Source organism: Streptomyces sp. NPDC054842, from assembly GCF_053611025.1.
The window spans coordinates 79,934-102,652 of record NZ_JBSGZN010000001.1 but is presented as its reverse complement, the minus strand read 5'-3'; the positions used below and the strand labels follow the sequence as shown (position 1 = coordinate 102,652).

Here is a 22,719-nt window from a genome sequence, read left to right as displayed (position 1 = left end):
GCGTGACCGGCGCGCCTCACGTGACCGAACGGGACCGACGTGCCCTGTGCGTCCTGCCTGACCCGCGTGACCCGCGTGACCCGCGTGACCCGCGCGACCGGGCGGGCCACGGAGACGGGCCGTCCGGTCAGTCCGCGCGCGGCTCCGGGTCCGTCGCGATCCGTGCGTGCAGGTGGACGTCCCGGAACGCGTCCTGCCGCCCCGCCTCGAACATCGCGTCCCGCAGCGTCCCCTCGTACCGGAACCCGCACCGTTCCGCGACCCGGCACGAGACGTCGTGCCCGAGCGCGTGCCCGAGTTCCAGGCGGTGGAGGCCCAGCTCGGCGAAGGCGAATCCGGCCGCCGCCGCGAGCGCGCGCGAGGCGACCCGGCGGCCGCGCGCCTCGGGCAGCACCCAGTACCCGACGCGGGCGCAGCTCATGACGTGGTCGATCTCGTTGACGCCGATGTGCCCGAGGATCTCCCCGCTTCCCGCGTCCGTGACGCAGAAGGAGACCCCGGTGCCGTCCACGGCGCTCTCGGCCCGCATGCGGAGCGACTCCCGGGCGCCGTCGATGTCCCGGATCGCCTTCAGCGGCGTGTTCCACCGCTGGAACTCCGGGTCGGAGAGCCCGCGCAGCCAGGCCCCGGCGTCGGCGTCGGACGCGGCGTTCCAGGCGCGCAGCCGCAGACCGTGGCCGTGCAGCTCGCGGTAGGGGTAGGTGGTGTACTGCTCGTCGACGTCGGCCATCCAGCCATTGAAACCCGAACCGGCGCCGCGCTCACCTCCGGGTCGCCCGACAGCCACCCGGCCGGCGACTTCATCGCTCACTCGGGCTGCCGCGGTCCACCGTCCGCGGTCCACCGCCCGCGGTCCACCGCCCGCGGTCCACCGCCCACGGTTCACCGTCCGCGGTTCCATGTCCGCGGTCACCGTCCGCGGCCCGGCGCTCACTCCCGGGGCCGGAAGACCGGCACTCGCACGTCCGTCGCGGGCCCCGCCCCGAGGTCCGTCCCGGATCCCCGGAAGGTCACCTCCAGTCCCATCCCGATCCGCAGCGCGCTCTCCTCGCACTCCACGACCTCGGTCATCATCCGCGGCCCCTCCGCGAGGTCGACGACGGCGGCCACGTACGGCGTGCGGGCGCCGAACGGCGGAAGGTCGTTGCGGTGCACGACGGACCAGGTGTAGAGCGTCGCGCGTCCGCTCGCGGGCCGCCAGGCGACGTCCTCGCTCCAGCAGTGCGGGCAGAACTCGCGCGGGTAGTGGTGCGTACGTCCGCAGGCGGCGCAGTGGCGCAGCAGGAGCCGTCCCTCGGCGGCGGCCTCCCAGTACGGCCGGCTGAACGCGTCGGCCTCCGGCACATCGAACCGCACCCCGCCGGTGCCGCCCGCCGCTGCTCCCGCTGCCGTCCGGCCCGGCGCCCCGCCCGTCACCGGAACAGCCCGAGCGCCTCGTCCAGCGACCAGGTCTGCCACGACACGGCGAAGAGGGCGACGAGCGAGATGAGCGCCATCATGGCGTTCTGCCCCTGCTCGGCCCAGTCGTGGATCATCAGGACGAGGTAGAGGAGATTGAGCAGCAGGCCGCCGGCCAGCGCGACCGGGGTGAGGAAACCGGCGACCAGGCCGAGACCGAGGGCGAGTTCGGCGTAGACGACGACGTACGCCATCGTCCGCGGCCGGGGCGCGACGACCACGTCGAAACCGCTGCGGACGGCTTCCCAGCGGTGCTTCGAGGCCACGTCCGCCGCCCACGCGATCCCGGTCCCCCGCTGGAACCAGCCCTTCTTGTCCTTGTGCCGCCAGCTCTCCAGCCACCACAGCCCGAGCCCGATACGCAGCACGGCGAGCCATTGCGCACCGGTGAGCCAGATCGCGTCCATGGACACCCACGCCTTCGCCTCGGTATCTGACGGTACGTCAGTTCAGCGCACCGGGAGCGCCCGCGCAAGAGGCACCGCACAGGGCGGACGGCACGGCGGACCGCGCGACGGCGGTTCGACGGACGGCGCGGCAGACCGCACGCGACGGTACGGCGGACGGCGCGCCGACGGCACGACGAACGGCACGCCGACGGCACGACGAACGGCACGCGGACGGCGCGCCCCTGGGGGTTCGGTGGCGCGGCGGACGGCGCGCCCCCCGAACCCCGCCCCGCCTCGCTCTCCGCACGCCACCCCCACAACCGGGCGCCCTACGCCACCGGCCCCACCCACGCCCCCTACAGCCGTGATCAATTCGCAACCGATTCCGGCCTTGACCGAGACCCATCAAGTCAGGACGTGATTACGCTCGCGCTCATGGCCGACTCGACAGCTTCCTCGACACCCCGCTCGGTGCCGTCCCACGAAGACCGCCCCGTGTACGTGATCGGCGGCGGCCCCGGTGGACTCTCCGCGGCGTACGCGCTGCGCAGCCGGGGTGTGCGGGCCGTCGTGCTGGAGAGGTCCGACCGCGTCGGCGCCTCCTGGCGGCGCCACTACGACCGCCTGCACCTGCACACCACCCGCAGGCTGTCCGCGCTGCCCGGGCTCGCGATGCCGCGCTCCTTCGGGCGCTGGGTGTCACGTGACAACGTGGTGCGCTACCTGGAGAAGTACGCCGAGCACCACGAACTGGAGATCGTCACCGGGGTCGAGGTCTCCCGCATCGAACGGTCGGGGGACGACTGGCTGCTGCACGCCACCGGCGGGCGCCGCCTCACCGGCAGCGCGGTCGTCGTCGCCACCGGCCACAACCACACGCCCCGCCTGCCCGACTGGCCCGGCCGCGACGCCTACACCGGCGAACTCCTGCACGCCGGCGAGTACCGCAACGCCGCCCCCTACGCCGGCCGCGACGTCCTGGTCGTCGGCATCGGCAACACGGGCGCGGAGATCGCCGTGGACCTCGTCGAGGGCGGTGCCTCGCGGGTGCGGCTCGCGGTGCGGACGGCTCCGCACATCGTGCGGCGCTCGACGGCCGGGTGGGCCGCCCAGTTCACCGGCATCCTCGTACGGCGGCTGCCGGTCCGGCTGGTCGACCGGCTCGCGGGACCGCTGGCCCGGGTCAGCGTGCCCGACCTGTCGTCCCACGGGCTGCCCCGCCCGGACACCGGCCTCTACTCGCGGGTGAGGGAAGGGGCGATCCCGGTCCAGGATGTCGGCCTCCTGGACGCCGTGCGCAAGGGTCGGGTCGAGATCGTCGGCGCCGTCGAGAGCTTCGAGGACGGCAAGGTCGTCCTCGCGGGCGGCGACCGCATCGGTCCCGACGTCGTCATCGCCGCCACGGGTTACCGGCGCGCGCTGGAGGGGCTCGTCGGTCACCTCGGGGTGCTCGACGGGCGCGGCCGACCGGTCGTCCACGGCGCCCGCTCCCCGCGGGAGGCCCCCGGCCTGTACTTCACCGGGTTCACCAACCCCATCAGCGGCATGTTCCGCGAACTCGCCCTGGACGCTCAGAAGATCGCGAAGGCGATAGCCCGAAGCACCGCCCGCCGATAAGGCCGACAGCACCGACAAGGCCGACCTCGGGCAAGGTCCCCCGGCCGGGCGACCCCTTCAGGGGCCCTGCCCGCCGCGCCTCAGGGCACCGGCCACACCCCGGCCCGGGAAGCGAGCCGCCCCGAGGCGGACGGGCGGCCCCGCCCTGACCGGCCGGGCGGACGCCTGAGGAGGCGCCTGGCTTGGCTGGGCGGCTGGCCGGCCGACCCGGACTGGCCAGCTGGCAGGCCGGCCGGACCCGACGACTCCCAACCGACTCACGACGTCACCCCCTTCGCCCCCGGAGTCGCACAACCCCGCCGCACCCCGGAATCCCGCCGCCTCGCCTCCCGGCGCGGAGAGCCCGCCGCCGCTCCCGCAGCCGCGCGAGCACAGCCCTCCGGCGTTTCCTGGCCGTCGAGCCGGTGCCTCCACCCCCGTCCGGAGCTACGAACCCACCCCCGTCCGTACCGGCGATCCCGCCACCGTCCGAGACAGCAAGCCCACCCCCGCCGTTCGAGACAGCGAGCCCGCCCCGGGCACCCGCCCCCGCACCCGCACCCGCACTCGCACTCGCACTCGCACTAGGGCACCCCCCGACGGGTCCCAGCCGACAAAGCGCCGCCTCCGCGCCACTTCGCCCCCGTCCAGGTTCCCGACCGGAGGGCGACGGGTACGACCCCTCCGCGCGTCGCCCCGCACCGGGCGTCCCCGCACGCCGCCCCGCACCGGGCGTCCCACACCCCGCCTGCGCACAGCCTTTGCGTGCACGACTGTTCCTGACAGGGCGTCAGTTGCGTAATCTGACACAGCGTCAGTTAATTGGCTGTCACACAGGAGCGGGCGGACCGATGCTTGGATCAACCCACGGCACCCTCACCACCGACTCCCGCCGGGCCCGCGTCATCGCCTGCGGCGAGCAACCCTCACCGGTCGTCCACGGCAGACCCCCCGAGGCCGACGACCTGGACGTCAGCGGCCGGCCGCTGTATGCCGCCGTACCCGATCTGGACCGCTTCTTCCGTCCCGAGTCGGTGGCCGTGATCGGCGCCTCCGACGCCGAGGGCCGGCCGAACACCGGGATCACCCGGCAGCTGCTCGCGTGGGCCGAGCGGGTCGGCGCCCGCCTGTATCCCGTGCATCCCACCCGCCCCGCCGTCTTCGGCATCCCCTGCTTCCCCGCCGTCGCCGACCTGCCCGAACAGGTCGACCTCGCCGTGCTCCTGGTCCGCGACCCCACCTCCGTGCTCGACGAACTCGCCGAGGCCAAGGTCAGGTTCGCGGTCGCCTTCGCCTCCGGGTTCGCGGAGACCGGGGCGGAGGGCGCGGCGGCGCAGTCCCGGCTCGCCGCCGCCGTCGCCCGCTCGGGGCTGCGGCTCCTGGGCCCGAACACCAACCTCAACGCCTTCGAGCGGTTCCGCGACGACCTCGAAGGACCGGCGATCGCCCTCATCACCCAGTCCGGACACCAGGGCCGCCCCGTCTTCGCGCTCCAGGAGCTGGGCATCCGCCTCTCCCACTGGGCGCCCACCGGCAACGAGGCCGACCTGGAGACCGCCGACTTCATCTCCTACTTCGCCGAACGGCCCGAGGTCGGCGCCATCGCCTGCTACGTCGAAGGGCTGAAGGACGGCCGCTCCTTCCTGCTCGCCGCCGACCGCGCCGTCCGCCGCGGGGTGCCGGTCGTCGCCGTCAAGGTGGGCCGCACCGAGACCGGCGCCCGCACCGCCGCCTCCCACACCGGCAAACTGACCGGCTCGGACGCGGTGGTCGACGCGGCGATGCGGCAGTACGGCGTGATCCGCGTCGACGGACTCGACGAACTCCAGGACACCGCGGCGCTGCTGGCCCGGGCGCGTGCCCCGCGGGCCGACGGCGTCGCCGTGTACGCGATCTCGGGCGGCACCGGGGCGCACTTCGCGGACCTCGCGACCGTGGCCGGGCTCTCGCTGCCCACGCTGTCCGCCGCCAAGCAGGCGGAACTGCACACGTGGATACCGGAGTACCTGAACGTCGCCAACCCCGTCGACAACGGCGGCCATCCCGTGGGCGACTCGCGCGGCCGGAAGATCATCGACGCCCTCCTCGCCGACCCGTCGGTCGGTGTGCTCATCTGCCCCATCACCGGGCCCTTCCCGCCGATGAGCGACAAGCTGGCCCAGGACCTGGTGGACGCGGCGGAGCGGACGGACAAGCTGGTGTGCGTGGTGTGGGGGTCGCCGGTCGGCACGGAGGCCGCGTACCGCGAGACGCTCCTCGGGTCGTCGCGGGTCGCCACCTTCCGCACGTTCGCGAACTGCATCACCGCCGTCCGCGCCCATCTGGAGCACCACCGGTTCGCCGCCGCGTACCGCTCGCCGTTCGACGAGGCGCCCCGCACGCCCTCGCCCTCCTTCCGCAAGGCGCAGGCACTGATGCGCCCGGGGCAGCAACTGAGCGAGCACGCGGCCAAGCAGCTGCTGCGGGCGTACGGCATACGCGTGCCGCGCGAGCAACTGGTGACCAGTGCGGCGGCCTCGGTGCGGGCGGCGGGCCTGGTCGGCTACCCCGTCGTCATGAAGGCGTCCGGCGCGCAGATCGCCCACAAGACCGAACTCGGCCTGGTGAAGGTCGATCTGACCTCCGCGAGCCAGGTCAGGGACGCCTACCGGGAGCTGACCGACATCGCCCGCTACGAGGGCATCCCGCTGGACGGCGTGCTGGTCTGCCAGATGGTCGAGCGGGGCGTCGAGATGGTCGTGGGCGTCGCACACGACCCGCTCTTCGGACCGACCGTCACCGTGGGCCTCGGCGGCGTCCTCGTGGAGGTGCTGCGGGACACGGCGGTGCGGGTGCCGCCGTTCGGCGAGGACCAGGCGCGGACCATGCTGGCGGAGCTGCGGGGGCGGGCGCTCCTCGACGGCGTACGCGGCGGTCCTCCCGTGGACGTCGACGCCCTCGTCGAGGTGATCCTGCGGGTGCAGCGGATGGCGCTGGAGCTGGGGGACGACATCGCGGAGCTGGACATCAACCCGCTGATGGTGCTGCCGCGCGGGCAGGGCGCCGTGGCCCTGGACGCGCTGGCGGTCTGCCACTGAGCACCCCGGCGACCGGGCCCCCGCCCGTGCTTCCGCACGCCCCCGGGCGAGCCGCCCCACCACCTCCGCGACCCGTCGTACGAAACGGAGCTCCCCCATGGCGTCCTCCCCCGACGCGTCGTCCCCCGGCCCCCTCCCACGCCACCGGCCCCACGGCCCCGCAGGACCTGAAGAACCCCAGGGACCCGGCGAACCCCGGGGAACTGCTGGCCCCCAAGGACCCGACGGCGCGGAGAAAGCCCTCGACTCATTGGTACTGCACGCCACTGACAACGCCGTCGTGTGGATCACCCTCAACCGGCCCGAGGCGCTGAACGCCGTCACCTGGGACCAGCGCGAACGCGTCATCGCGCTGCTCGCCGAGGCGTCCGCCGACCCCGGTGTCCGCGCCGTCGTCCTCACCGCCACCGGACGCGGTTTCTGCGCGGGCGCCGATCTGCGGGGCACGCCGTCCGGCGGCGACCGCGTGCCGGGCGACGTGGCCCGCACCCTGCGGCTCGGCGCGCAGCGCCTCGTCGCCGCCGTCCTGGACTGCGAGAAGCCGGTGATCGCGGCCGTGAACGGCACCGCCGCCGGTCTCGGCGCCCATCTCGCGTTCGCCTGCGACCTGGTCCTCGCGGCGGACTGCGCCACGTTCGTCGAGGTGTTCGTGCGCCGAGGGCTCGTCCCCGACGGCGGCGGCGCCTATCTGCTGCCGCGCCTCATCGGGCCGCAGCGGGCGAAGGAGCTGATGTTCCTCGGCGACGCGCTCACCGCCGCGGACGCCGAACGGCTCGGGCTCGTCAACCGCGTCGTCCCCGCGGCCGATCTGGAGCAGACGGCCCGCACCTGGTCGGAGCGGATCGCCGCGGGCCCGACCCGCGCCCTCGCCCTCACCAAGCAGCTCGTCAACGCCTCCCTGGACGTCGACCGGACCACGGCGTTCGCGGCGGAGGCGGCGGCGCAGGAGATCAACATGACGACGGCGGACGCACGGGAGGGCGTAGCGAGCTTCGTGGAACGGCGGACCCCCCGGTACCGGGGTCGCTGAGCGGATCCCGCTCAGGCGTACCCGTGGCGCTTCAGGATCCGCAGGTCGCCCGCGTCGGGGTCGCCGAACCGTACGAACAGCTCGGGTTCGGCCTCGGTGCCGCCGATGGTCCAGAACGTGTCGTCCCCGCACCCGCCGCGGACGTGGACCAGCACGCCGTCCCGCTCTTCCGGCCCGTCCCCGGGAGAGAAGTCGTGGCGGCCGTCCCGGTCCAGGAGCCAGGTCCCGGTCCCGTCGCAGGTGGTGAGGTCCTCGCGCTCGAAGTCCGCGGAGTCGGGCTCGGCCGGCAGGTGGGTCAGCTCGGCGCCGCCGCCGGGGCGCAGCCGCAGTTCGGCGCCGTCGCCGTCCCGCCAGACCCCGGTCAGCTCGCGGGCGGACAGCACCGGCGGCTCGTACGGCTCGACCAGCCCCATGACGTCGGCGACGACGCCGCCCGCCAGCGCCGCCACGAAGAGGCCGAGCGACGCCCCGGCGGCCCGCCACCGGATGCCCCTCGTCCGCAGCGCGCGCCCTGGAGTCCGCGCCCGCCGGCGGACGTGCGCGACGCCGAGCACGGGCAGCACGCCCGACACCGCCAGGAACACGGCCGCGTACAGGTACGCGGTGGGGCCGAGCACGGCGAACGGGACCGCCCAGAGCGCCCCGAGGACCGCGACGAGCGCGAGATGCCGGGCCCACTCGGGGCCGCCCCGCCGCCGGAGCACCCGCCGGGCGAGGCCGGCGGCGGGCACGGTGAGAGCGTAGGCGTGCAGCCATCCCCCGAGGAGGGCGAGCGGCGGGGCGGCGACGGCCACGCAGAGAAAGCCCAGTGGCGCGATGCCGCTGCCGTAGTCGTCGCCACCGTAGGACGCCAGCCACGCGATGATCCCGGCCGCGGGAAGCTGCGCCGCGCCGAACATCGCGGCCGCGGTGACCTCGTCACCCGGCCCTTCTCTACGTGTTCGCGCACCCGCCTGCGCCGTCTGCCCCCACCCCATGGCGGTGAAGATACGCGGCCCCCGTGAGCCCCTGCGGAGGGGGTCCGACCAGGCCGGCCGACCGGGCGGCACCCCCTGCTTCCGTAGGGCTGCGGCCGGCTCCGGCGGGGAATCCCCTCTCCACGAAGCCGGAAGGCAACCCCACCTCGCCCCTTCCTATCTGACGATCCGTCAGCTCTAATGGGCGGTGTGATGGGACACGCAGGGATGGCGGCCGCCGCCGTCCGGTATCTCAGGTCGGCCGGGGCTCCCACCGTCGCGGAGCCCGTGGAGGCGCTGCCGCGTTTGCGCGCGGTCGGCGACGACGAACGGGCGCCGTTCGACCCGTCCGAGTACCGGCGCGTCCTCGGGAACTTCGCGACCGGCGTCACCGTGGTGACGGCGCCCGCCGCCGACGGCGAGGGCGGCCCCGCAGGTTTCGCCTGCCAGTCCTTCTCGGCCCTCTCGCTGGACCCGCCGCTGGTCGCCTTCATGGTCGGGCGGACGTCGGCGACCTGGCCCCGCATCGCCCGCGCCGGTGCCTTCTGCGTCAACGTCCTGGGCGCCCACCAGGGCGAGCTGTGCCGCGGGTTCGCGGTGAGCGGCGCGGACAAGTTCGCCGGCGTCGGGTACGACGCCGCCCCCGTCTCCGGCTCCCCGCGCCTCACGGACGCCCTCGCGTGGATCGACTGCACGATCCACGCGGTCCACACGGGCGGGGACCACCTCGTGGTGGTGGGACGGGTCACCGCGCTCGGCGCGGCCGACGGCGACCGGCCGCCGCTGCTGTTCCACCGCGGCCGCTTCCTCTGAGCCCCACCCCGGGGCGGCTCACCGCCCCGGCGTGCGCTCAGGGGACTTCGACCGCCGGGCGCTCAGGCGACTTTGACCGCCGAGGGCTCCGGCCGCCGCCGGATCACCAGCGCCATCAGCGCCGCAGCCGCGCACAGCGCTCCGGACGCCTGCCAGACGACGTCGTACGAGCCGAAGGCGTCCCGTGCCACGCCGCCCAGGAAGGCGACGAGGGCGGCGCCCACCTGGTGGGAGGCGAGGACCCAGCCGAAGACGATCGCGCTGTCCTCGCCGTACTGCTCACGGCACAGGGCCAGCGTGGGCGGCACGGTGGCGACCCAGTCGAGGCCGTAGAAGACGATGAAGAAGACCATCGGCGGGTGCACGCTCGGCGCCAGGAGCAGGGGCAGGAACAGCAGCGAGACGCCCCGCAGCGCGTAGTACACGGCCAGCAGCCTGCGCGGTTCGAAGCGGTCGGTGAACCAGCCGGAGGCGATCGTGCCGATCACGTCGAACACGCCGATGACCGCGAGCAGCGAGGCCGCCGCCGTGATCGGCATGCCGTGGTCGTGGGCCGCGGGCACGAAGTGGGTCTGGATGAGCCCGTTGGTCGAGGCGCCGCAGATCGCGAAGGTCCCGGCCAGCAGCCAGAACGGGCCCGTCCTGGCCGCCGAGAACAGCACCGTCACCGCCCTGCGCGCCGCGCCCGGCACCGCCGGCGGCTTCTCCACGAACTCCGTCGCGCCGTACGGCGTCAGGCCCACGTCCGCCGGGTGGTCCCGCAGCAGCAGCCAGACGAAGGGGACCACCACGAGGGCGGCCAGGGAGACCGTGACGGCCGCCGGGCGCCAGTCGTACTCCGTGATGATCCAGGACAGCAACGGGAGGAAGATCAGCTGGCCCGAGGCCGAGGCGGCGGTGAGGATGCCGGTGACCAGGCCCCGGCGCCGCGTGAACCAGCGGTTGGTGACCGTCGCCGCGAAGGCGAGCGCCATCGACCCGGAACCGAGACCGACCAGGAGTCCCCAGCACAGCATCAGCTGCCAGGGCGCCGTCATCCACACGGTGGCTCCGGCGCCGACGGCGATCACCATCAGGGCGACCGCCACCACCCGGCGGATGCCGAAGCGGTCCATCAGCGCGGCGGCGAACGGCGCCGTCAGCCCGTACAGCGCCAGGTTGACCGACACCGCGGCGCCGATCGTGCCGCGCGACCAGCCGAAGTCCTCGTGCAGCGGGTCGATGAGCAGGCCGGGCAGTGAGCGGAAGGCCGCCGCGCCGATGATCGTCACGAAGGTCACGGCGGCGACGAACCACGCGCGGTGGACACGCGTACGACGGGGAGGGCGGGCGGTGCGGGCGGTTCCCGCGCCCGCCCCTTCGGCGGTGGCTGCGGATGTCTGGGTCACGTCATAGAGCTTCCGGGTCGCGCTCCCGGCGAACGAGTGGCCCGAAGGACATGGTTCGCTAGGATCGGGCCATGGCCCTCACCCGTCCCGGCCACCGGGACAACGCCCCCGCCCCGGCCGCCACGGCCCCCACAAGCGCCGCGGACCCCACCACCGCGCCCCCGCCGAGCGCCGCCGGCCCGGCCACCATCCCGGGCCCGGGAAGCGCGTCCGAGCAGGTGGACGGCGTCGCAGGCCCCGGCCGTCGTCCGGACGCGCTCAGGGCGTCGTGGGCCCTTCCGAAGGGTGCCGACGGGCGTGCCCCGGGGCGGCCGCACCGTGTCGTCGTCCTCGCGCTGGACGGGCTACTGCCCTTCGAACTCGGCATCCCCCAGCGGATCTTCGGGCGCGCCAGGGACGCGGGAGGACGCGCGCTGTACGAGGTCGTCACCTGCTCCGTCCGCGCGCCCGGGCCCGTCGACACGGACGCCGACTTCGCCGTGCTCGTGGAGAACGGGCCGGAGGCGCTGGCCACCGCCGACACCGTCGTCGTCCCCGCCTCCTACGAGCTGGGCCCGGTCCACGAGGAAGGCGTCCTGACGCCCGAACTGGCCGCCGCGCTGGCCCACGTCCGGCCGGGCACCCGCCTCGTCTCCATCTGCACCGGCGGATACGTGCTGGCCGCCGCCGGTCTGCTCGACGGCCGCCCCGCCACCACGCACTGGGCCTCCGCCGAGCACTTCCAGCGGCTCTTCCCGAAGGTCAAGGTGGACGCGGACGTCCTGTTCATCGACGACGGCGACATCCTCACCTCCGCCGGTGTCGCCGCCGGGATCGACCTCTGCATCCACCTCGTGCGCCGCGACCACGGCACCGCCGTCGCCAACGAGGTGGCCCGCCGCACCGTCGTACCGCCGCACCGGGACGGCGGCCAGGCGCAGTACATCCACCGGCCCGTCCCCGAGCCCCAGGTGGCGACCACCACGGCCGCCCGCGCCTGGGCCCTCGGCCGCCTCCACGAGCCGATCCAGCTGCGCGACATGGCGGAGCAGGAGAACATGTCCGTCCGCACCTTCACGCGCCGCTTCCGCGAGGAGGCCGGCATCAGTCCCGGGCAGTGGCTCACCCGGCAGCGCGTCGAACGGGCCCGCCATCTCCTGGAGTCCAGCGACCTGTCGATCGACCAGGTGGCCCGGGACGCCGGCTTCGGCACGGCCCAGTCGATGCGCCAGCACCTACAGGCCGCCCTCGGGGTCACCCCCACGACCTATCGCCGCACCTTCCGCGCCGGCAACGGTGACAGGACCGGCGGCGGGACCGGTGACAGGACCGGCGGCCGGGGAAGCGGCAACGGCCATGTCCGGAACGCCGGTTGACGGTGCCGTCGCTGCGGGCGCCCGGCGTCCGCGGCCCTCACCCACCGCGCCGACCGCGGTGAGCGTGAGCGTCAGCGCGACGCCGGCCAGGATCGCCGTCGACGGAGCGACGAAGTGCAGCAGGGCGCCCGCCAGGGAACCGGTCGCCGCGTATCCCGCGCCGATCGCCGCGTACATCACCGAGTAGCCGGCGGCCAGCGCGCTCGGCGGGAGCACCTCGCGCAGCGACAGGTTCCGGGTGAGCATCGCGCCCGCCTGGAGCACGCCCGCGACGGCGAGGGCGGCGGCCATCCAGCCGGCGGCCGGCACCACCGCGACCAGCGCCACGCAGGCGGAGACCCCCGCCATGAGCACCACGCTCCGGGACCGCAGGTCCCCCGGCCAGGACCGCAGCCCGTACACGAAGGCCCCCACGCCCGACCCGAGCGCGAAGCCCGTGAGCAGCGGGCCCGACCAGCCCACGCCGACGGCGCGCTGTTCCAGGAGCGCGGGCAGGACGAGTTCGGCGAGGGCGAGCAGGGACAGGCTCGCCGCGCCCGTCACGTACACCGGCCAGGCGCGGGCCAGCAGGCGGGGCAGTGAGACGCCGTCCCGGTCCGCCGCGTCGGCCTCCCAGCCCGCGGGCAGCAGCCACAGCCCCGCGACGGACGCCGCCATCAGCGCGGCGGCCAGCAGCAGGGGAACGGCGGGGGAGACGCCCAGCGCGAGGCCGGTGACCGCGGCGGGGGACAGCGCCCAGATGCCGGACATCAGCATCGACTCGGCCGACAGGGCCTGCGCGACGGCGCCCTTGGGGACGAGGCCGGTGAGCAGGGTGCGCAGACCGCCGGGGGCCGCGGCGGGGGCGGCTCCGGCGAGGAACGCGAACGCCGCGAGTATCCCCGCGTGCGCCTGCGGGAACGCGCCGAGGCACGCGAAGCCGAGCGCACCGGCCGCCAGGCCCGCGGCCAGCTGGCGGCGGGCGCTGTCCGGGCGCATCCGCGTGCCGAGCAGGGGTGCGCCGGTGATCTCCCCGGCCACGTAGGCCGCCGCGAGGACCGCGCCCAGGGCGTAACCCCCGGGGCGCTCGCGGACCAGGAAGACCAGCGCGAGCGGGGCCATGGCCACCGGCAGCCGGGCGGCGACGGCCACGACGGCCCAGGCCAGGACCGGGCGGGAGGCGACGTCGCGATAGCTCATGCGACGACGTTAGGCGACCGCGCCGACACCGCCCACGGAATATCCCCGCCCTGTGGACAACCACCTGTGGACAACTCCGGCCACCACCGCGCGCCGTGCGTGAAGCCGCCTGCGGCGGCCCAGCCGCGCCACCGTCACCGGTCCGCCCGCCGGACGTCGGGCCCCGGGCCCGGGACCGCGGGCGGCGAACCGGCCGCATACCCGGTCGCGCACCGCCACGCGCCCGCCGGACCGAGCGCCGTCGCCGCGACCGGCCCGGGTGGCCGCCGGGAGCCGGCGGAACAACCCCGCACCCCCCACCACCCGGCCCGCCCGCCGGACGTCCGGACCCGTGCGCGGCACCGGCGTACGGCAGCCCCGCCGCGGCAGCACCACCGGGCCCACCGGCCGCACGACCGCCCACGTCCGCCAGGATGCGCCACGAAGGTCCGCCCGCCCCCTTCACCCGACGCCGCGCCGCCCGCCCCGTCGGGCGACCGCCGGAACGTCCTCCAGCGCACCCATCAGCACGCCTCAGAACGTCAGTACCGCCCGCGCCACCCTGCCCTGGTGGGCGTCGTCCACCGCCTTCTCGAAGTCCTCGACCGGGTAGGCCGCGGTCACCAGTTCGTCCAGCAGCAACCGCCCGGCGCGGTACAGCTCGGCGTACCGGGCGATGTCGCGCTGGGGCCGCGAGGAACCGTACCGGCAGCCGAGGATCGACTTGTCCAGGTACATCGACGAGACGAGGAAGGACGCCTCGGCGGTCGCCGGCGGGACGCCGAGGAGGATCGCCTGGCCGTGCCGGTCGAGCAGATCGACGGCCTCACGGACGAGTTCGACCCGGCCGACGCACTCGAAGGCGTGGTCGGCGCCGGTGGGCAGCAGGTCCCGCACGCCCCGCGTCGAGGTCAGGAAGTCCGTGGCGCCGAACCGGCGGGCCGCCGTCTCCTTGGCCGGGTTGGCGTCCACCGCCACGATCCGCACGGCACCGGCGAGCCGGGCCCCCTGGATGACGTTGAGCCCGACGCCGCCCGTGCCGATGACGAGGACGGTGTCGCCGTGCTGCACCCGCGCCCGGTTCAGCACGGCCCCGACACCGGTCAGCACCCCGCACCCGATCAGCGCGGCGGACGGCATGGGGATGTCCTCGGGGACGGGCACCGCCTGCACCGCCTTGACCAGCGTGCGTTCCGCGAAGGCCGAGTTGGAGGCGAACTGGAAGAGCGGCCGGCCGCCACGCGTGAACGGCTGCCTCGGCATCCCGATCGCCGTACGGCACATGGTCGGCCGTCCCCGGTCGCACTCGGCGCAGGCGCCGCAGTTGGCGAGCGTGGACAGCGCCACGTGCGTGCCGGGCCGTACGTGCGTGACGCCGGCGCCCACCGCCTCGACGACGCCCGCGCCCTCGTGTCCCAGCACCACGGGGACGGGGAAGGGGATCGTCCCGTCCACCACGGACAGGTCGCTGTGGCAGAGCCCGGCCGCCGAGATCGCGACCCGCACCTCGCCCGGTCCCGGATCGCGCACCTCCAGATCGTCCACGACCCGGGTCCGCTTCCCGTCGAAGATCACGCCTCGCATCGCACCGGCTCCCCTCCGCCCGGGTTCATCCCCGGGGTTCCTTCGGCAGGCCGAGCACGCGCTCGGCGATGATCGTGCGCTGGATCTCGTCGGAGCCGCCGTAGACGGTGTCGGCCCGGCCGAACAGGAACAGGTGCTGGAGCTCGTCGATCCGGTACGGCGCCCCCGGTGACCAGTCGGCGGGCCCCACCGCCGCCTCGGCGCCCCGCACCTGCATCGCCAGCTCGCCGAGCCGCTGGTGCCAGCGGCCCCAGAGCAGCTTGGCCACGCTCGGCGCTCCCGGGGCCTCGGCGTCCGAACTGCCCAGCGTGCGCAGGGCGTTCCAGCGCATCGCGCACAACTGCGCCCACTGGGCCACGAGCCGGTCCCGGACCACGGGGTCGTCGGCGGCCCCGGTGGCGACGGCGGTCCGGATCACGGTGCCCAACTCCCGTGCGAAGCCGATCTGCTGGGCCAGGGTCGACACGCCCCGCTCGAAGCCGAGCAGGCTCATCGCCACGCGCCAGCCGTCGCCCTCACCGCCGACGAGGTGCTCGGCGCGCGCCACCGCCCCGTCGAAGAAGACCTCGTTGAACTCGCTCGTCCCGGTGAGCTGGCGGATCGGCCGCACCTCGACACGACCGGGCTGGTCCATGGGGACGAGCAGGAACGACAGTCCGTGGTGGCGGACCGAACCGGGCCGCGTACGGGCCAGGACGAAGCACCAGTCGGCCTCGTGGGCGAGGGACGTCCAGATCTTCTGGCCGGTGACGCGGTACGTGTCCCCCTCCCGTACGGCGGCGGTGCGCACGCCCGCCAGGTCCGAACCGGCGCCCGGCTCGCTGTAGCCCTGGCACCACAGTTCCTCGCCGCGGGCGACCGGTGGCAGGAAGCGGGCCTTCTGCTCCGGTGTGCCGTGGGCGATGAGGGTGGGGGCGAGCAGTTTCTCCCCGATGTGGCCCGAGCGGGCGGGCGCGTTCGCGCGGGCGTACTCCTCGGCCCAGGCCACCTGTTGGGTCAGCGTCGCGGTCCGGTTGCCGTAGCCGTCCTCGCTCCAGGCGAGGCCGATCCAGCCGGCCGCGCCGAGCTGCCGCTCCCAGTCCCGGCGCCCCGCCCCGGCCGGGAGGTGCTCCGCCAGCCAGGTCCGCGCCTCACGGCGGAAGGTGTCGTCCTGCGGGCCGGATCCGAACTCCACGGTCACCGCCTCGTGCCGGCCGCGCGCACGGCCGGTCACGCGTTCGGGCGTTGCTTCGCGGCGGCGGCCCGGGCCATCGCCTCGACCCGTTCCAGCAGCGGCATCGGGTCCACGCCCACCGTCCCGGGCAGGAAGTCGGCGATCCGCTCGGGGGTCCAGGAGCCCTCGGCGTAGCCGGCCCGCAGCTCCCGCGGCTGCGCCCAGACCGCGATCTTGGGACCGGCGATCGTGTAGACCTGCCCGGTGATCCGCTCCTCGCGGGCGCGGTCGGAGAGCAGGTAGACGACGAGGGCGGCCACGTCCTCGGGTTCGCCGATCTCGGCCAGTTCCATGGGGACGTTCGCCGACATCCGGGTCCGGGCGACGGGGGCGACCGCGTTCGCCGTGACCCCGTACTTGTGCAGGCCGAGGGCGGCGCTGCGCACGAGCGAGATGATCCCGCCCTTCGCCGCGCTGTAGTTGGCCTGGGCGACGGAGCCCTGGTGGTTGCCGCTGGTGAAGCCGATCAGCGTCCCGGACCCTTGCGCGCGCATCACCGCGGAGGCGGCGCGGAAGACGGTGAACGTGCCCTTCAGGTGGGTGGCGACCACCGGGTCCCACTCCTCCTCGGTCATGTTGAAGAGCATCCGCTCGCGCAGGATCCCCGCCACGCACACGACGCCGTCGAGACGCCCGTACGTCGTCAGGGCCGCGTCGACGACCCGCCGGCCGCCCGCCATGGTGGAGACGTCGTCGGCCACCGCGACGGCGTCACCGCCCGCCGCCTCGATCTCCTTGACCACCGCCTCGGCCACCGCGCTCGTCGGGGAGGCGCCCTCGACGGAGACGCCGTGGTCGTTGACGACGACGCGCGCCCCCTCGGCCGCCGAGGCGAGCGCGACGGCGCGGCCTATCCCACGGCCCGCGCCGGTCACGGCGACGACCTTGCCTGCCAAGAAGTTCCCCACGCCCGGCCCCTTCCCGCGGTTTCTGACGGACCGTTAGATTTTACGACCCGTCAGATGCCCCGAGACAAGCCCCGCGGAGGACCGATGTCAGCGACGACACCGCACCCGGCGTTCCACGACCTCGCCGAGCGCGTCAACAACTGGGGCCGCTGGGGCGCCGACGACGAGATCGGGACGCTGAACCTCGTCACCGACGAGGTGGTGCGGGACGCGGCGGCGGAGGTGCGCACGGGCCGCCGGATACCGCTCGCGCTCCCCCTCCGGCAGGACGGGGTGCAGACCGGCATGATCCCGGGCCGGGTCAACCCCCTGCACGTGATGGTGCAGATCAACCAGGAGCTGTTCGGCCCGGGCACGGTCGCGTGCAGCGACGACGTCGTGACCATGGGGCTCCAGGCGGCCACCCACTGGGACGCGCTGCCCCACGTCTCCCATTCGGGGCGGCTCTACAACGGCCGCCCCGCGGAGACGGTCACCGCGCACGGCGGGGCCGCGTTCGGGGGCATCGACAAGCCGCGGCACATCGTCTCGCGGGGCGTCCTGCTCGACGTCGCCCGGGCGCGCGGCGAGGAGCGGCTGGCGGGCGGTCACGCCGTGACCCCCGAGGACCTGGACGCCGCCGAGGAGTTCGCGGGCACCCGGGTGCGGGCGGGCGACATCGTCCTGGTGCGCACCGGCCAGGTCCAGGTCTATCTGGCGGGCGACCGGGAGGCGTACGGCTACCCGTCCCCGGGGCTGTCGGTCCGCACCCCGGAGTGGTTCCACGCCCGCGACGTCGCCGCGGTCGCCAACGACACCCTCACCTTTGAGATATTTCCTCCCGAGATAGAGGATCTGTGGCTGCCCGTGCACGCGCTCCACCTCGTGGAGATGGGGATGCTGCAGGGCCAGAACTGGAATCTCGAAGAGTTGTCCACAGCCTGTGGACAAGAACGGCGCCACACCTTCCTGCTGTCGGCGACCCCCGAGCCCTTCGTCGGCGGCACGGGCTCCCCGGTGGCACCGGTGGCCGTGCTGTAGCGGCGACGGGACGGAGGACAAGGGGGACAAAGGCGACGGAAGGGAAGGGGCACGGGCCGCTCGTGAAGGGCGCCGACCGGCGGCGGGGGTGTCGGCTGGCGGCGCGGCGCTGCCCGCCCCGAGCACGGCACCGCGCGCCGCCATCCGGCTCCGGCGTTCCCGCCCTGCTCCCTCTTGGCCCTCGAGGAGTCGACGCCGAATCGCGATCCGCACTCGCCGAGGGCTTCCGTCACCGAAACCCTCGTCGTCCCCTCGCAGCGAATCGCTGACCACAAGCGTGATCAAACGGACACGCCACGTCAACACCCGTACGGGGATTCATCACGGAGCACCCCATTTGTGACAGCGCGTGCGGAAGCACTGCCCGGCGCATTCAGCCGTGGACCACCCCTGCGGACGCCGCAGGCGTGCATGTATGCACGTTCAGCACGGTGGGCCACCGGTCCGGTGCCCGCGCGCTACACGGCCTCGTACGCGAAATCCTCGTACGAGGGGTACGCGACGGCCCTCCTGACGCCGGGAGCGCAGCGGTCCACCTCGCACCAGATCCGCTTACCGGCGCCTTCGGGGCTCCAGCCCCAGCGGTCGGCGAGACCGTCGACGAGTTCCAGACCGCGGCCGTTGGTGTCATCGCCCTGCGCGTGGCGCGGGGCCGGGGGGCAGGCGCTGGAGTCGGCCACCTCCAGGCGGACCGTTCCGGCGGGCGCGCCGGAGGGTTCGCCGCGGACCCCCTGCAACTGGAGGCGCAGCACGGCCGGACAGCCGGTGTGCACCACCGCGTTGGTGACGAGCTCCGAGACGAGCAGGATCAGCGTCTCGGCGAGCGGCTCGTCGGCCTCTATGCCGGACACGGCGAGCCGCGACCGTGCCCATCTCCGGGCGCGCCCCACCTCCGCGGGGTCGGGCCGGATCTCCAGCTGCACTTGAAGCACCTGCACCGCTCACACCATCCGAACCGGCGGACACATCGCCTCGCGCCTCACCAGGGCCACGATCGTGGCCATCGCCTGCATGGCCAGAACCAGGGTCACGGAACGTGATTCCCTTGAGAGACAGCATGGTTGACGTACAGTCACCCCAACAAGCGCTTCGGGCATATTCCAGCGCGAAGGAGTACGCATACGGCATACTGTGCGACGCTCGTAGCGGGGAGTCGAACAGGCGGGGACGACGGTCCGTCCCGCCCTGCGAGCGGCGCGCATCGCCCGGTCCGGCGCCACCTCGGGGGCAGCACCGGTATGGTCCGGCCTCAGAACCACTCGCATCCCACACAAGGTACCGGAGCACGGCTGTGACTCCAGGCCGTGACGAGTCACGCGTAGGACACAACCCGGTCTCGACGCTCCGTGATTCCGGTGTGCCACGTTCCGCGACATTCGCCGACGGTCTCGCGCGCCTGGCGCTGCACAGGGCCGCATTACGCCGATCCGGACAGCAGATTCCCGGCCAGCATCTCCTCACTCTCCGTAGCGTCCCCCGCACGCCGGGTGCGGACCCAGGCCCGCTTCAGGTGCAGATGGACGTCGGACTCCCAGGTGAAGCCCATGCCGCCGTGCACCTGGAGGCAGTCCCGGGCGCCGCGCACCGCGGCCTCGTCGGCGAGCAGCCGGGCGGCGGCGATGTCCAGCGGGTCGGCGGTCACGGCGGCCGCGTACACGGCCGCGCGCGCGGTCTCCACCCGGACCAGCATCCGGGCGCACAGATGCTTGACCGCCTGGAAGGCCCCGACGGGCCGGCCGAACTGCTCGCGTGCCCGGGCGTGTTGCACCGCCAGCTCGCAGGTGCGGCCCGCGCCGCCCAGTTGTTCGGCGGCGGTGAGCAGGACGACGAGGGGATCGGGCGCCGCCGGGACCGGCAGCCGGTGCAGCGGGGTCAGCGGGTCGACGGACCTCAGCGGCACGGCACCGGCCACCGGGTCCCCGGCCTCCGGCGGCCCCGGGCCGCGGACGGCGTCCGCCTCGTCCAGCCACTCCACGAGGCCGCCGTACGGGGCGGTCACCACCGTCTCGCCGGTGGCCGCCCCCGGCACGGTCCCGGCCGCCAGATGCGTCGCCACGAGCGGCCCCGGCAGCAGCGCGCGCCCGGCCTCCTCGAAGGCGAGCACCGCCTCCGGGAGGCCGAGGCCGACCCCGCCCTCGGCCTCCGGCAGCCGCAGCGCGAAGAAGCCCGCCGCCCCCAGCTCGCGCCAGAGCGCGCGGTCGAGGCCGCCGCCGTCCACCGCCGCGCGCAGCGACCCTTGGCCGAGGCGCCCTTCGAGCAGCGCGCGCACGCCCGCCCGCAACGCCTGCTGGTCGTCGGTGAGTTGGAAGTGCACGGGAGGCCGTCACCGTCCCTTCGGAAGGCCGAGGATGCGCTCGGCCACGATGTTCCGCTGGATCTGCGAGGTGCCGGCCGCGATGGTGTACGCCAGCGAGGACAGCCGGTCGAGGGTCCACTCGTGCCCGAGGTCCAGGGCGACGGGTCCGAGGACCTCGGCCGCCGCGTCGTACAGCTCCTGCCGCGCGTGCGAGTACCGGAGCTTGAAGACGGAGCCGCCGGTGCCGGGCACCCCGCCGGTGTGCTGCGCCTCGCTCACGTTCCACTGCGTCAGCCGCCACAGCGCCCGGAACTCGGCGTTCAGCCGGCCGAGGCGGCGGCGCAGCACGGCGTCGTCCCAGCGGCCGTCGGCGCGGGCGGCGCGGGCGAGTTCGCCGAGCACCCGCCGGCAGGCGACGACCTCGCCGACGAAGGCCGTGCCGCGTTCGAAGGAGAGCGTCACCATGGTCACGCGCCAGCCGTCGTTCTCGGCGCCGACCCGGTTGGCCACCGGGACGCGCACCTCGTCGAGGAACACCTGTGCGAACTCGGCCGAGCCCGCGAGGGTGCGCAGCGGGCGCACCGTGACACCCGGCGCGTCCATGGGCAGGGCCAGCCACGAGATGCCACGGTGCTGGGGGGCGTCCGGATCGGTGCGCACGAGCAGTTCGCACCAGTCCGCGACCTCGGCGTGCGAGGTCCAGAGCTTGGACCCGCTGACCACGTAGTGGTCGCCGTCGCGCCGCGCGCGCGTGCGCAGCGAGGCCAGGTCCGATCCCGCGTCGGGTTCGGAGAACCCCTGGCACCAGACCTCCTCGCCGCGCAGGACGGGCGGCAGCCAGCGCGCCCGCTGTTCGGCGGTGCCCTCGACGGCGATCGTGGGTCCCGCGTGCAGCAGCCCGACGAAGTTGGCGCCGACGTAGGGGGCACCCGCTTTCTCGGTCTCCTCCAGGAAGATCAGGTGCTGGGTCGGGGTGGCTCCTTGGCCGCCCGCGTCGACGGGCCAGTGCAGGCCCGCGTACCCGGCGTCGTGGAGCCTGCGCTGCCAGCCGAGGTCGTAGGCGCGCCGTGCGGGCCAGTCGTCGGGCGACGGCTTCGGGGGCAGGCAGGGCAGCGTCTCGTGGAGCCAGGCGCGCAGCCGGGCGCGGAAGTCCTCCTCCTCCGGGGTGCAGGCGAGGTCCATCAGGTGTCGAGGTCCAGGTCCAGCATCCGGATCGCGTTGCCGCGCATCAGCTTGTGGACGGTCTCGTCGTCCAGGCCCTTCACGTGGTCGAGGGCGACCTCCTTGGTGTGCGGGAAGGTCGAGTCGACGTGCGGGTAGTCGGTCTCGAAGGTGGCGTTGTCGCGGCCGACCGCGTCCAGGGAGGCCACGCCGTGCTTGTCGCGGAAGAAGCAGCAGAAGATCTGCCGGTAGTAGTACGTCGAGGGCGGTTCCGGGACCAGGTCCCGGACCCCGCCCCAGGCGCGGTGCTCCTCCCAGACGTCGTCGGCGCGCTCCAGGGCGTACGGGATCCAGCCCATCTGCCCCTCGGAGTAGGCGAGTTTGAGGCGGGGGAACCGGACGAGCACGCCGGAGAAGAGGAAGTCCATCATCGAGGCCATGGCGTTGTTGAAGCTGAGCGCGGCCTGCACGGCGGGCGGCGCGTCCGGGGACGCGGCGGGCATCTGGGAGCTGGACCCGATGTGCATGTTCACGACGGTGCCGGTCTCCTGGCAGGCCGCGAAGAAGGGGTCCCAGTAGCCGGAGTGGATCGAGGGGAGCCCCAGGTGGGTGGGGATCTCGGAGAAGGTCACGGCCTTCACGCCCCGGGCGGCGTTGCGCTGGATCTCGGCGACGGCCAGGCCGATGTCCCACAGCGGGATCAGGCACAGCGGGATCAGCCGGCCGCCGCTGTCGCCGCACCACTCCTCGACCATCCAGTCGTTGTAGGCGCGCACGCAGGCCAGGGCGACCTCCTTGTCGTGCGCCTCGGCGAAGGTCTGCCCGCAGAAGCGGGGGAAGGTCGGGAAGCAGAGGCTGGCCTCGACGTGGTTGAGGTCCATGTCCTTGAGCCGCTCGGCGGGATCCCAGCAGCCGCGCCGCATCTCCGCGCGGGTGATGCCCTCCAGCGTCATCTCGTCGCGGTCGAAGCCGACGGCGGCGATGTTGCGTTTGTAGGGGAACTTGAGGTCCTCGTAGATCCACCAGTCGGTCGGCGGCCCGTCGGGGTCCATCGTGATCTGGTATCTGCCGGCGACGTAGGCGAGTTCGCCGATGCCGGCGGTGAGCGGCCGGGGTCCACGGTCCCGGTACTTCAGCGGCAGCCAGGTCTCGAAGAGGTGCGCGGGCTCGATCACGTGGTCGTCGACGCTGACGATCCGCGGCAGTTCCGTCATGTGTCCCCTCCACCGTGGGGTGCATGTCCGCCAACGGATCTGATGACCCGTCAGATAGCAGGCTAGCCCCGCACCCCTGGACCGACAAGGCGGTGCGCCCTAC

At 74.1% G+C, this 22,719-nt stretch carries 18 protein-coding genes; 6 read left to right on the top strand and 12 right to left on the bottom strand.

The window, feature by feature from the left end:
• Positions 1-127: 127 nt before the first annotated feature.
• The 3 genes from ACWGIS_RS00415 to ACWGIS_RS00405 form a co-directional block, all read right to left on the bottom strand.
• The gene (locus tag ACWGIS_RS00415; protein ID WP_453360181.1) at positions 128-730 is read right to left on the bottom strand and encodes a GNAT family N-acetyltransferase; all 603 of its coding nucleotides are present in this window, start codon (positions 728-730) and stop codon (positions 128-130) included.
• Positions 731-930: 200 nt separating this feature from the next.
• Complete coding sequence (locus ACWGIS_RS00410) at positions 931-1,344, bottom strand: Zn-ribbon domain-containing OB-fold protein (RefSeq protein ID WP_453360180.1); 414 nt, start codon at positions 1,342-1,344, stop codon at positions 931-933.
• A 68-nt stretch (positions 1,345-1,412) separates the two neighbouring features.
• Positions 1,413-1,865: a DoxX family protein gene (locus tag ACWGIS_RS00405; protein WP_453360179.1), complete on the bottom strand. Its 453-nt coding sequence runs from the start codon at positions 1,863-1,865 to the stop codon at positions 1,413-1,415.
• A gap of 417 nt (positions 1,866-2,282) precedes the next feature.
• On the opposite strand from ACWGIS_RS00405, the gene ACWGIS_RS00400 reads away from it, so the two are divergent.
• The 3 genes from ACWGIS_RS00400 to ACWGIS_RS00390 all read left to right on the top strand — a co-directional run bounded on the left by ACWGIS_RS00400 (position 2,283) and on the right by ACWGIS_RS00390 (position 7,550).
• Positions 2,283-3,464 (top strand): flavin-containing monooxygenase, encoded by a 1,182-nt coding sequence (locus ACWGIS_RS00400; RefSeq protein ID WP_453360178.1) that lies wholly within the window; start codon positions 2,283-2,285, stop codon positions 3,462-3,464.
• Between the two features lie 830 nt (positions 3,465-4,294).
• On the top strand, positions 4,295-6,520 hold the full coding sequence (locus tag ACWGIS_RS00395; RefSeq protein WP_453360177.1) for an acetate--CoA ligase family protein: 2,226 nt from the start codon (positions 4,295-4,297) through the stop codon (positions 6,518-6,520).
• A 97-nt stretch (positions 6,521-6,617) separates the two neighbouring features.
• Positions 6,618-7,550, top strand: coding sequence for an enoyl-CoA hydratase-related protein (locus tag ACWGIS_RS00390; RefSeq protein WP_453360176.1), 933 nt, complete (start codon positions 6,618-6,620; stop codon positions 7,548-7,550).
• Between the two features lie 11 nt (positions 7,551-7,561).
• Here ACWGIS_RS00390 and ACWGIS_RS00385 read toward each other — a convergent pair whose 3' ends face one another.
• A complete protein-coding gene (locus ACWGIS_RS00385) occupies positions 7,562-8,449 on the bottom strand; it encodes a hypothetical protein (RefSeq protein WP_453360175.1) in 888 nt (295 codons plus the stop codon).
• Positions 8,450-8,719: 270 nt separating this feature from the next.
• On the opposite strand from ACWGIS_RS00385, the gene ACWGIS_RS00380 reads away from it, so the two are divergent.
• Positions 8,720-9,319, top strand: coding sequence for a flavin reductase family protein (locus tag ACWGIS_RS00380; RefSeq protein WP_453360408.1), 600 nt, complete (start codon positions 8,720-8,722; stop codon positions 9,317-9,319).
• Positions 9,320-9,381: 62 nt separating this feature from the next.
• On the opposite strand, the gene ACWGIS_RS00375 is transcribed toward ACWGIS_RS00380, so the two are convergent.
• Positions 9,382-10,707 carry an MFS transporter gene (locus tag ACWGIS_RS00375; protein ID WP_453360174.1) on the bottom strand — a complete coding sequence of 442 codons (1,326 nt, stop codon included), beginning with the start codon at positions 10,705-10,707 and terminating at the stop codon, positions 9,382-9,384.
• A gap of 71 nt (positions 10,708-10,778) precedes the next feature.
• Here ACWGIS_RS00375 and ACWGIS_RS00370 point away from each other — a divergent pair, with 71 nt between their 5' ends.
• The gene (locus tag ACWGIS_RS00370; protein WP_453360173.1) at positions 10,779-12,062 is read left to right on the top strand and encodes a GlxA family transcriptional regulator; all 1,284 of its coding nucleotides are present in this window, start codon (positions 10,779-10,781) and stop codon (positions 12,060-12,062) included.
• Positions 12,063-13,754: 1,692 nt separating this feature from the next.
• On the opposite strand, the gene ACWGIS_RS00365 is transcribed toward ACWGIS_RS00370, so the two are convergent.
• From ACWGIS_RS00365 to ACWGIS_RS00355, 3 genes are read right to left on the bottom strand one after another with little or no spacing between them, the layout of a single operon-like run.
• Positions 13,755-14,804: a Zn-dependent alcohol dehydrogenase gene (locus ACWGIS_RS00365; RefSeq protein ID WP_453360172.1), complete on the bottom strand. Its 1,050-nt coding sequence runs from the start codon at positions 14,802-14,804 to the stop codon at positions 13,755-13,757.
• Between the two features lie 25 nt (positions 14,805-14,829).
• Positions 14,830-15,978 carry an acyl-CoA dehydrogenase family protein gene (locus ACWGIS_RS00360; protein ID WP_453360407.1) on the bottom strand — a complete coding sequence of 383 codons (1,149 nt, stop codon included), beginning with the start codon at positions 15,976-15,978 and terminating at the stop codon, positions 14,830-14,832.
• A gap of 35 nt (positions 15,979-16,013) precedes the next feature.
• Positions 16,014-16,925, bottom strand: a complete 912-nt coding sequence (locus ACWGIS_RS00355; protein WP_453360171.1) for an SDR family oxidoreductase — start codon at positions 16,923-16,925, stop codon at positions 16,014-16,016.
• A gap of 84 nt (positions 16,926-17,009) precedes the next feature.
• On the opposite strand from ACWGIS_RS00355, the gene ACWGIS_RS00350 reads away from it, so the two are divergent.
• The gene (locus ACWGIS_RS00350) at positions 17,010-17,945 is read left to right on the top strand and encodes a cyclase family protein (protein WP_453360170.1); all 936 of its coding nucleotides are present in this window, start codon (positions 17,010-17,012) and stop codon (positions 17,943-17,945) included.
• A 458-nt stretch (positions 17,946-18,403) separates the two neighbouring features.
• On the opposite strand, the gene ACWGIS_RS00345 is transcribed toward ACWGIS_RS00350, so the two are convergent.
• The 4 genes from ACWGIS_RS00345 to ACWGIS_RS00330 form a co-directional block, all read right to left on the bottom strand.
• Complete coding sequence (locus tag ACWGIS_RS00345) at positions 18,404-18,883, bottom strand: ATP-binding protein (protein WP_453360169.1); 480 nt, start codon at positions 18,881-18,883, stop codon at positions 18,404-18,406.
• A gap of 479 nt (positions 18,884-19,362) precedes the next feature.
• Positions 19,363-20,259, bottom strand: a complete 897-nt coding sequence (locus tag ACWGIS_RS00340; protein WP_453360168.1) for an acyl-CoA dehydrogenase family protein — start codon at positions 20,257-20,259, stop codon at positions 19,363-19,365.
• A 9-nt stretch (positions 20,260-20,268) separates the two neighbouring features.
• Positions 20,269-21,423 (bottom strand): acyl-CoA dehydrogenase, encoded by a 1,155-nt coding sequence (locus ACWGIS_RS00335; protein WP_453360167.1) that lies wholly within the window; start codon positions 21,421-21,423, stop codon positions 20,269-20,271.
• Entirely contained in the window at positions 21,423-22,616 is a 1,194-nt protein-coding gene (locus ACWGIS_RS00330; RefSeq protein WP_453360166.1) for an amidohydrolase family protein, read from the bottom strand. Before ACWGIS_RS00330 ends, ACWGIS_RS00335 begins: the two co-directional genes overlap by 1 nt.
• Between the last annotated feature and the right edge of the window lie 103 nt (positions 22,617-22,719).

Coding starts and splice junctions, on each gene's coding strand:
- ACWGIS_RS00415 (WP_453360181.1), bottom strand. CDS start 730: ATGGCCGACGTCGACGAGCAGTACACCACCTACCCCTACCGCGAGCTG.
- ACWGIS_RS00405 (WP_453360179.1), bottom strand. CDS start 1,865: ATGGACGCGATCTGGCTCACCGGTGCGCAATGGCTCGCCGTGCTGCGT.
- ACWGIS_RS00400 (WP_453360178.1), top strand. CDS start 2,283: ATGGCCGACTCGACAGCTTCCTCGACACCCCGCTCGGTGCCGTCCCAC.
- ACWGIS_RS00395 (WP_453360177.1), top strand. CDS start 4,295: ATGCTTGGATCAACCCACGGCACCCTCACCACCGACTCCCGCCGGGCC.
- ACWGIS_RS00390 (WP_453360176.1), top strand. CDS start 6,618: ATGGCGTCCTCCCCCGACGCGTCGTCCCCCGGCCCCCTCCCACGCCAC.
- ACWGIS_RS00385 (WP_453360175.1), bottom strand. CDS start 8,449: ATGTTCGGCGCGGCGCAGCTTCCCGCGGCCGGGATCATCGCGTGGCTG.
- ACWGIS_RS00380 (WP_453360408.1), top strand. CDS start 8,720: ATGGGACACGCAGGGATGGCGGCCGCCGCCGTCCGGTATCTCAGGTCG.
- ACWGIS_RS00370 (WP_453360173.1), top strand. CDS start 10,779: ATGGCCCTCACCCGTCCCGGCCACCGGGACAACGCCCCCGCCCCGGCC.
- ACWGIS_RS00365 (WP_453360172.1), bottom strand. CDS start 14,804: ATGCGAGGCGTGATCTTCGACGGGAAGCGGACCCGGGTCGTGGACGAT.
- ACWGIS_RS00350 (WP_453360170.1), top strand. CDS start 17,010: ATGTCAGCGACGACACCGCACCCGGCGTTCCACGACCTCGCCGAGCGC.
- ACWGIS_RS00335 (WP_453360167.1), bottom strand. CDS start 21,423: ATGGACCTCGCCTGCACCCCGGAGGAGGAGGACTTCCGCGCCCGGCTG.
- ACWGIS_RS00330 (WP_453360166.1), bottom strand. CDS start 22,616: ATGACGGAACTGCCGCGGATCGTCAGCGTCGACGACCACGTGATCGAG.